This window comes from Desulfosporosinus sp. I2 (assembly GCF_000960765.1).
Taxonomy (GTDB): Bacteria; Bacillota; Desulfitobacteriia; order Desulfitobacteriales; family Desulfitobacteriaceae; genus Desulfosporosinus.
Window position 1 is genome coordinate 1 of the sequence record NZ_JYNH01000186.1, and the last position, 8373, is coordinate 8373.

The following is an 8373-nucleotide window of genomic DNA, read 5'->3' on the forward strand; positions in this document are numbered from 1 at the left end:
TTGAGGAGGTAAAATTAAAATGAAAAAAAGACTATTGGCGTGTATTCTTGTTATCGCGATGGTATTAAGCTTCGGAGCAACTGCAGTATTTGCGGAAGACTCTACACATGTTTCCCCCAGTTTTGTCGGCGATATAAGCATTGATCAAAAAGACATTCTTGATTCACAAAATTCCTTCGAATTTTCGATGACTCCAAAAGTCAAAGGAATGGAAAAACTATTCATCAGTGCAACTGAAGGAAATGCTGAATATCCCACTAAGCACAGCTGAAAAAATGGATACAGCAACGTTGTTAAAGACAGTACTTGACTATCCATTCATGATTGATATTTTAGCTTATGACAATACAACCCAAGGATTTGAAGGCCTTTCTTTGGAGTTTAACGGCGCTGCGGTTCTTTTGCAGAGACCAGACTTGGCGGAAAAACTTCAAACTATTTACAAAAATAGCATGGAAAAAATGGCCGTCAAAACAAAAAACAATATCAGTGATACAGATATCATGCAAAAGATGTTTATGGAGTCTCTGTTGGTCTATCCGAAAGTATATGATATGCTTAGTCAGGATGAAAAAGAGGCTGTAGCGGCACTTTCACAACAAGTATCCGATAAGTTTCAGACGTCGTCCCTTGTAATGGAAAAAACATCGGTAATTGCGGCAGCTCCCGGAGATATCTTAGAGTATGGCTATGTTTATCCTCCACTGTCTACTACTGGGGTTTTGGTCTGTAAGCGGCAAGATATGACATCTACTGATAAAACAGCTACAAATAACTATTTTGATGCAACATATCCAACAGCAACAAGACTAGGCACTGCCACTTACAACTACAACTGTCATTCATATGCTTGGTATTTATCCTCGACAGGCAATACGTGGTGGATGGATGAGGCAGCTTATTATATGACTTATGGTTATTATAACAAAGTAACGAACCCCACGGCCGGTGACAAGGTATATTATAACGGAGCACATTCCGGAAACGTTACATCTGTGAGCGGCTCCAATATTACAGTTACCTCCAAATGGGGCGCTGCTGGCTTATATCGTCACCCCATTAATGACTGCCCATACTATTTATATACCAAAACCTACTGGAGACATTAAAAAGGGAAGTGTAAGTGATTAAAACAGAAAGATACAGGGTTTTATGGGGTATCCTTTTCTCGGTTATTCTTGTAATAATCTTAGCAGCATGCGGGAGTCATAAATCATCAAATGAAGGGGAAAATATGATTTCCAAGGATAGAGATGAAATTTCATTAAAGCTTGAAAATACAAAAAGCATCGGTATTTCTGATCCAGTCAGCAGCGATAGCAACAGTACTGTCAATATCAAAGACCCAGAAATCATAAAGCAGATTGAGAGCTTATTCAACAAAACATCTTTTATAAAATGCACCACACAAGCACCCACACGAGCGCGTTGCCTTTTAGTTTCGTTTTACAATGACAGTGGCAGCTCACTCAGCCTTTTTGTTATTGCAAATGACATTGTGGACATTGATGGTACAAAATACAAATCGGAGGATATTACCTTCGATGCGATCAACACGTTATATCTCAAGTATAAGAATGGGCCGCGCCCAAAATTATAACATTTTCATACGATAAAGATCAGTTTCATACTACTTACCGGGACAACTCCCGGTTTTTCTTTGCTGTTTTTTACGCAAGCGGCTGGGCATATTTCTCCCTCGGATATCTAAGTGCACATACATCCCCAGCGTCTGAACCGTCATTCCTTTGCATCGATTCACGGCGTTTTGCATATAGGTCAGCTCATGGGGCATGGCCGAACCGCGCAACAGGCGCAGGTCGGCCTCTGCAAAACTGGGCTGCAGTGGTTCCTCCAACTCTTTGCAATCGGTGAGGATGAAATTTTATGTCTTGTTTATTAAGAATAATCCTAATATTTTAGAGCAAATTAAAAAATCTATTTCTCATTACTTTCACCAAAAAAACATCGAAAAAAGCAGGAAATTGCGGCAATCAACCGCAATTCTTGCATTTTCACATCCTTGGAGATATGCTGTTTGTTCGTTGTAGAACGCAATCTATTGCCCACAATAAGCTATAGTAATTGGCAGCAAACCGATCACACTGTTTTTTCTTTGTTATTCAATATTTTTTGCAATTATATCCTTTCAATCCCCCGGAAATTGCTATCCATGGAATAGCAAAAAATGCATAAAGAATTAAGCCATCCAACAGGGTGAGCTTAATTCTTTATGCAGATGAAAATCAAACTTTCTCTTGCAACGGAGATACCATTACCTATATTCCAAACTCCAACGAGTAAATATTCCTCTTCGGAATACGTTCCGGCATTAATCGTGTAAAACAGTTACTGTCAGTGTCTTTCATAATGTTGAGTCTTCTATCTTCATCTTATCTTCTTATTTATGTTGTTTTCTTTTCTGATGTTAGTCTATATCTTTGAGTGGGCAGTTCACTGCATAGTTCACTGTGAACTGTACTATAGTTCAGCAAATGAGCAGGCTACCCCCTTGGTGCAAAAGTAAAGTTTTTAGAGTTTGACATAATACAGATTGCTGCTCTTACCGCCGTTCTCACGCCATCTTTGCTCCTTGCGCAGACGGCCGCTTTTTTCAAGGTCAGCTATGGCGCGTTTGACGGTGCTTCGGGACAGCTTTAACTCCTTAGCGATGGTACCAATCGCCGGGTAACATTTGCCGTCCTTATCTGCTCGGTCATGAAGGTACATATAGACAGCCCTAGCGCGATACGGAAGCTCCGAGGAGTAAAGAGAAGAAAAGTAACCCACAGTTTCACCTCCTATTCAATCCGAACAGGAGCTTTTGTCCTGGTAGGCGCTTCCGGCTCCTGATTCGCCGTGTGCAATAATCCGCCCGATGCGGCAGATCTGACTTCATCTTCCTCCGGCACATCCACACAGACAGAATGTCGGCGGATGATTTCTTCTTCCACTCTGCGCCTGTCGGCATACTCCACTTCTCTGGCTGATTGTTCGGCAATCTCATAAGGCTTGCCGAAGGTAATGCCCCATTCCGTGAATAGCTTCAGCCGGGTGCGCATCGGGTATTCTCCGGTCTTGGTAACAATAAAATGGCCCTTAGGCATGGACTTTAACTCGTCTGACGTCATTAGCGGGCGCTCAATCATCTGCAGGCTCTGCGACGGGTCGTTTTTACCCCGATTGACGGAACCGCTCATGACGGTCTTGCTGCCCATGGCTTTTGACAAAATCTGTGCGGATTCACTGTTGGGAGCAAAGCCGCCGAATACGGTATCCTGGCAGTTATCAATGATAATAGCGGACCCTTCGCGGCCATAGTTTTTCTCCAGCTGCGCAAAGCTCTGGATGATGGCTACAATGGACACACGGCGGGAACGGGAAGCAGAGAACATCATCTCCGCCGACTCAATTTTTGGAATGGTTCCGATCTCGTCGAGGAACATCATCACACGATTGGGAAGCTTGCCGCCATGCTCGTCTGCCACTGACAGCATTTCACGGTAGAGCTGCTGTACGATCAGACTGATGATGAAATACTTGGTGCTGTCTTCTTCCGGCATCACCAGGAAGATGGCGCTTTTATTGGTGCAGAACCTTTCCGCATCGATTGCCGTGTCAAAGCACAGTATCTGCTCCAGCTCGGAATCCAGAAAAGCGTTAAGCCGTGAAAGCGCAGTAGAGAGAACACTTTGCATGGCCTGCTCCGCCGAGTTGAGCGCCGCTCCCGCAAACCACTTGGTCTTGTGCTCATTCGGCAGATGAGCAAGGAGCAGCTGAAACAAAGTCCTGCCCTTGACGCCGCTGGGCGCCAGAAGATCCTGTATCAATTTGAACACCGACACGATGTGCCTCTGCTTCGGCTCGCAGTATTCCGCGATAAGCAGGATTACGGACGTCAGCAGCCCTTCTGCTGCATCATAGAAAAAGGCATTTTGTCCAGCCATTGCTGAATCAAAGCCGCCGGAGGAGATGATGGTTTTGGCGGTTATCTTGGCATACTTCTCCGCTCTGGCCTTAAACGCAAGGTTCTGAGGATTATTGAGATATGCGTCCATATATCGGTTGACCAGATGGAGCAGATTGTTTCCGTCCGAGCGGGTGGGGTTTCTCAGGTCAATGACAGCAACCTCGTATCCGTATTTGTCTTTTGCGATCCCGGCATAATTGCGGTAGAGGTCGCCTTTGGTGTCGGTGGTTACAAAGCTCATGCCGCAGGCACAGGCGTATTCCAGATTCGGATAGAGAAAGTTTGCGGTCTTGCCGACGCCTGCCGCGCCGATCATCAGGCAGTGGATATCGTCATCGTCAACCAGCGCATATCCGTGCGAAGCGGTATTGTCAAACAGCGACGCCTTCCTCCAGCCGACTATCAGACCCTGCGCTTTCGGAAGGCTTTCGCCCTTCCGCCACTTCTCCGGCTCATAGGGAATTTCAGTATAAGTCTTTTTAATCTCCCGCTTTGTTGCCCAGCGCGCCGTACCGTGCTGACCGTCGCCGTCAGTTTTGGACTTGATGCCGTTGAGCGTGTAGTAATGCGCTATGAGTGATAACAAGCCGATACCCCCGAACATAGACAGTCCGGCGGCTGATAGAATTATGATTTGGGATGTTTGCAACTCGATCCCTCCTTTACATGGTCATCGAAAAATTTACTGCTTGCTCCCGTACCGGAAGCATCGACAGCATCTCCAGTTCAACAAACATTAAGGTTTTTACGCAGTCCAGCGCAAGGTGCTGATAAGAGGACAGGAGCTTTTCTTTATCCTCCAGCGTGCGGATACCGGATGCCTGAAGCTGACGGTTGATATCCGAAACATCCTGTCGCAGCTGCTCCGCCTTAGTACGAAGCCAGCCCCGATCCTCATGGGGACGGTAGCTGTTCTGTAGCTTTTGAACGAGCTGCTCCATTGTCACTGGCTGTCCCATCTGGCGCAGCTGCCTTTGCAGGGCTGTCAGTGAGCCAGCTGCCATGCACTGCAGACACTCCCGAACAGCTTCTGTATTCAGAGCCGCTGTTTTACCGGAGGCAAGAAGCGGTTCCACCGTCTCGGCACACACTGCGAGGAAGGAGTCAATATCTTTATGCGTTGAAAGAGCTTTGCACAAATCGTGCAGTTCAGCGCATACCTTGGGCAGAAGCTCCAGCTTTGGATGCTCCCGTGCCGTTATGGGACTGACGCCATACCTGGCTTTCAGATCCTCGTTCCAGTCCTTGTGCTGTGACTGAAGTACAGAAATATTGCATAGCCCTTCTCCTGCAGAATATCCTTCAGGCGGCCGCTGGCTTCGATGCCTGCCTCGTCATGGTCCAGGCACAGCACGATGCTTTTCAGTCGTGGATTCGTATCCAGCTGACAGAGCATAGCATGTTCCGATACGCCGTCCAGCGTGACATAGCTGTGCTGCTTCCAGCCATCCTTATTCAGGGTAATGAACGACAGCATATCCACTGGCGCCTCAAAAACATACAGTGTATCGCTTTCCCCAATCCGGTGAAAGCTGTATTTGGGATCGCTGCCTTCCACATTGCCCTTGTATTGCTCTCCCTGGGTGTAGGTTCCGCGCTTGTGAGCATGACGGCGAACGCCGTTTTCATCTAGCCCCACAAACACTGCATTGTGATATTCCTTATCCTCGTAGATTAGCTTTTCATGGGCAAAATGGGACAGCACCTCCCGGTCTATGAAGCGCTGTTTGATAAGATAGGCAAACACCCGGCGCATATCCGGATTGGCTTCCGGCAGCGCGAAGGCTTTGCGGAGAGGCGGCGCACTCTTGGAGGTCTGGTTCCATTCCACGCCGGACTCGCCGCCGAGGAGCAGCGTCACCGCTTCGGGAAAGCTCATGTCATAGAACTGCTGGACGAAGTCGATGGCATGACCGCCTTCTTTCCGGGAATGGCGGAACCATTGGCAGCCTCGCACGGTCACGCTATCGTACCGTTTCCAGCGCCATTCCCGACCAGAACTCACCAGCTGTTCTCCCTGACGCTGGAGAAAATCCACCAGATCCACCGAGTTAGCCCGCTGTTTTTGTTCGTCCGTAAAATGAATATATGGCATACCACGCACCCTCCTTATCAGCGCTCGCGTTTCCCGCGGCGGCGAAAAAAAAACCACCCGCCGATTAGCGGATGGTCTGAATGACAACTGATTGAATTTTACGGAGAGCAGTTCTTTCTTCTGCAGCTGTTTTGGATATTTTATTTGCATGGGAACCCTCCTTTGCTTTAATAGGTTTGTTTGAGTTCGTGATCGTCCGGGGCGTGCCCCTGGGCGATCTTTTTCTGGCGGAGCCTGCGGCGCAGCTTGCTGTCCGCCTGCATTCCCGGCCCGCCGGGAAGCTTTCTTTGTTCTTCCCTGAATATTCGGCTTAAATGATGCAGAAGCCGCGTGGCTGCAAGGAAGAGAGACGGATCACGGAACGAGTCCAGATGGTCAAGGAAAAACCGTGCGTAGATATTTTCCTGTTCAGCCGACAGAGTGAGCCAGCGTACCGCTGCCTCCCGATCCCTTGGAACCTCATGTCCCATAAGATAGAGCTTGCCAAGTACATATTGCGCGTATTGACTGCCCTGCTCCGCGGATGCAATCAGCCATTTGACAGCATCCTCCACATTCTTGGGGACATCCTCTCCCAGCAAATAGAGCTTTCCAAGCTGATACTGGGCGAACGAATTGTTCTGCGATGCCGATTTCGTGAAGAGCTCCACCGCCCTGGGAATGTCTTTCGGAACATCCTCTCCCGCCAGATATAGCTTCGCCAGTGCGTATTGTGCAAACTGATTCCCAAGATCTGCGGAAACCGTCAGCCATTTGACGGCGGCTTCTACATCCTTGGGAGTATCTATATCGGCAAGATAGAGACTGCCGAGGGCATATGCAGCGTACTGGTTATTCTGTTTCGCCGCCATTGTGAACAACGACACGGCTTTTTCCATATTCTTCTCCACATGACTGCCGTCACGGTGCAGCTTAGCCAGGGCATACTGTGCAAGGCTGCTGCCGCTGTCCGCGGCTATTGTCAGCCACAGGATGGCCTTCTCTGCGTTTTCATAACCGCTGTCTGCATCCAGGTAGATCTTGCCGAGCATGTATTGGGCATGGACATTGCCAAGTCGTGCGGCCTTTTCAAAACATGCAACCGCCGCAGACACATCCTTCTCCGTGCCGGTTCCGGTATAGAGCATTTGCCCCAGGCGGTACTGGAGCTTATCATCATGGCTCCGTTCCTCCAACCTTTGAAAACAAATAAAGGCTTCCTCAAAGTGCAGTTCCGCTTTTTCAGCATTCTTTGCAGTGCCGACGCCGTCCCGGTATATTTTCGCCAGCTCATAGGATGCGTATGGTACACGCTGTCTGGCAGACCTGCGGTATAGGTCGAAGGCGGTTTTAAAGTCCTGATCCACGCCTTGCCCCCGGTAAAAAAGACCGGCGAGAGAATACTGGGCATATTTGTGGTTTTGTGAAACCGCCATATCAAACCATCCCGCCGCTTCCTCATAATCCTGTTCCGTACCAAGTCCCGCTGCGTACATTTTACCGATGCGGTATTCCACATACCGGTTTTCTTTTTCTGTTTCAATATCCAGAAACGCGGCGAGTGCTTTGTTGTACCAGGAAAAGGAGAGATCTTTGTCTATCTCCACACCAAGCCCGTCCGAATACATACGGCCGAGGTCGTGCATGGCGAGAGCGTTTCCTGTTTCAGCTTCCTCAAGGAACAAGCAGAGGACTCGCTCAAAGTCCGGTTCCATGTCATCGCTGTCATAGAGAAACGTGCGAGCCTCTTTGTAGCGGTCGCTCCATGTGATATGGGGATGGGGTTCCCCGGAATCATCTTGACCTAAATCGGTACTGGATAAATACTCCGAAGCAAAGTACGGAATATCTTCATCCTCATCCAATCTTTCATTTAAGACCAGAAACTGTTCTTCCGCCTTCAATGCAGAATCGGATTCCTCTGTAGCTGATACTGTTTCTTCATATAATTCGTCATCATTCTCATCGCCCTCAAAAGTAAAATGGTGACCGCCGATGTTCATGGCTTCGGCGATCACCATATTTTTTATGCTCTTGAATTCTTTTTGCTGAGAGAGCGAAAGCTGATCGGGAAGCTTATCCTTATATGTGCGCTGCACTTCGTTGCGCAGCTCGTACCATTTTGCGTAGGCTTCCGCCACCCTTGGGTCCTTTGCCAACTCATCCACAATCTGATCTACTATAGACTTTAGTGGCGCTTTGAGATAACCGTACTGCTTCTTCCCTTTCGTATACTTCAGCCGCTCCGCCAGACGGGACAGCAGATCTTCGATGAATGGGTTCTCACAGGCTCCCGATTGTTTCAGCGCCAAGATATCCTGCAGTGCGT

At 48.2% G+C, this 8373-nt stretch carries 7 protein-coding genes and 1 pseudogene; 3 read left to right on the top strand and 5 right to left on the bottom strand.

Annotation, left to right across the window (positions count from 1 at the left end):
* Nucleotides 1-19 precede the first annotated feature (19 nt).
* The 3 genes from UF75_RS30515 to UF75_RS23550 are packed head-to-tail and all read left to right on the top strand — an operon-like array spanning nucleotide 20 to nucleotide 1600.
* A complete protein-coding gene (locus UF75_RS30515) occupies nucleotides 20-271 on the top strand; it encodes a hypothetical protein (RefSeq protein WP_242860404.1) in 252 nt (83 codons plus the stop codon).
* A 4-nt stretch (nucleotides 272-275) separates the two neighbouring features.
* Nucleotides 276-1109 carry a hypothetical protein gene (locus tag UF75_RS23545; RefSeq protein ID WP_242860405.1) on the top strand — a complete coding sequence of 278 codons (834 nt, stop codon included), beginning with the start codon at nucleotides 276-278 and terminating at the stop codon, nucleotides 1107-1109.
* 14 nt (nucleotides 1110-1123) lie between these two features.
* A complete protein-coding gene (locus tag UF75_RS23550; RefSeq protein ID WP_045576963.1) occupies nucleotides 1124-1600 on the top strand; it encodes a hypothetical protein in 477 nt (158 codons plus the stop codon).
* 30 nt (nucleotides 1601-1630) lie between these two features.
* On the opposite strand, the gene UF75_RS28700 is transcribed toward UF75_RS23550, so the two are convergent.
* From UF75_RS28700 to UF75_RS23570, 5 genes and pseudogenes are all read right to left on the bottom strand, one after another.
* Nucleotides 1631-1795 carry a hypothetical protein gene (locus UF75_RS28700; protein WP_156146582.1) on the bottom strand — a complete coding sequence of 55 codons (165 nt, stop codon included), beginning with the start codon at nucleotides 1793-1795 and terminating at the stop codon, nucleotides 1631-1633.
* 737 nt (nucleotides 1796-2532) lie between these two features.
* Nucleotides 2533-2790, bottom strand: a complete 258-nt coding sequence (locus UF75_RS23555) for a helix-turn-helix domain-containing protein (RefSeq protein ID WP_045576964.1) — start codon at nucleotides 2788-2790, stop codon at nucleotides 2533-2535.
* Between the two features lie 11 nt (nucleotides 2791-2801).
* On the bottom strand, nucleotides 2802-4619 hold the full coding sequence (locus UF75_RS23560) for a VirD4-like conjugal transfer protein, CD1115 family (protein ID WP_045576965.1): 1818 nt from the start codon (nucleotides 4617-4619) through the stop codon (nucleotides 2802-2804).
* 13 nt (nucleotides 4620-4632) lie between these two features.
* Nucleotides 4633-6065: pseudogene (locus tag UF75_RS23565) on the bottom strand (DUF3991 domain-containing protein).
* Between the two features lie 167 nt (nucleotides 6066-6232).
* A partial coding sequence (locus UF75_RS23570) for a tetratricopeptide repeat protein (RefSeq protein WP_045576966.1) occupies nucleotides 6233-8373 on the bottom strand: 2141 nt, incomplete at its 5' end.

Excerpts from the sequence above, each read along its gene's own strand:
- UF75_RS30515 (WP_242860404.1), top strand. The coding sequence starts at position 20 with ATGAAAAAAAGACTATTGGCGTGTATTCTTGTTATCGCGATGGTATTA.
- UF75_RS23545 (WP_242860405.1), top strand. The coding sequence starts at position 276 with ATGGATACAGCAACGTTGTTAAAGACAGTACTTGACTATCCATTCATG.
- UF75_RS28700 (WP_156146582.1), bottom strand. The coding sequence starts at position 1,795 with ATGCCCCATGAGCTGACCTATATGCAAAACGCCGTGAATCGATGCAAA.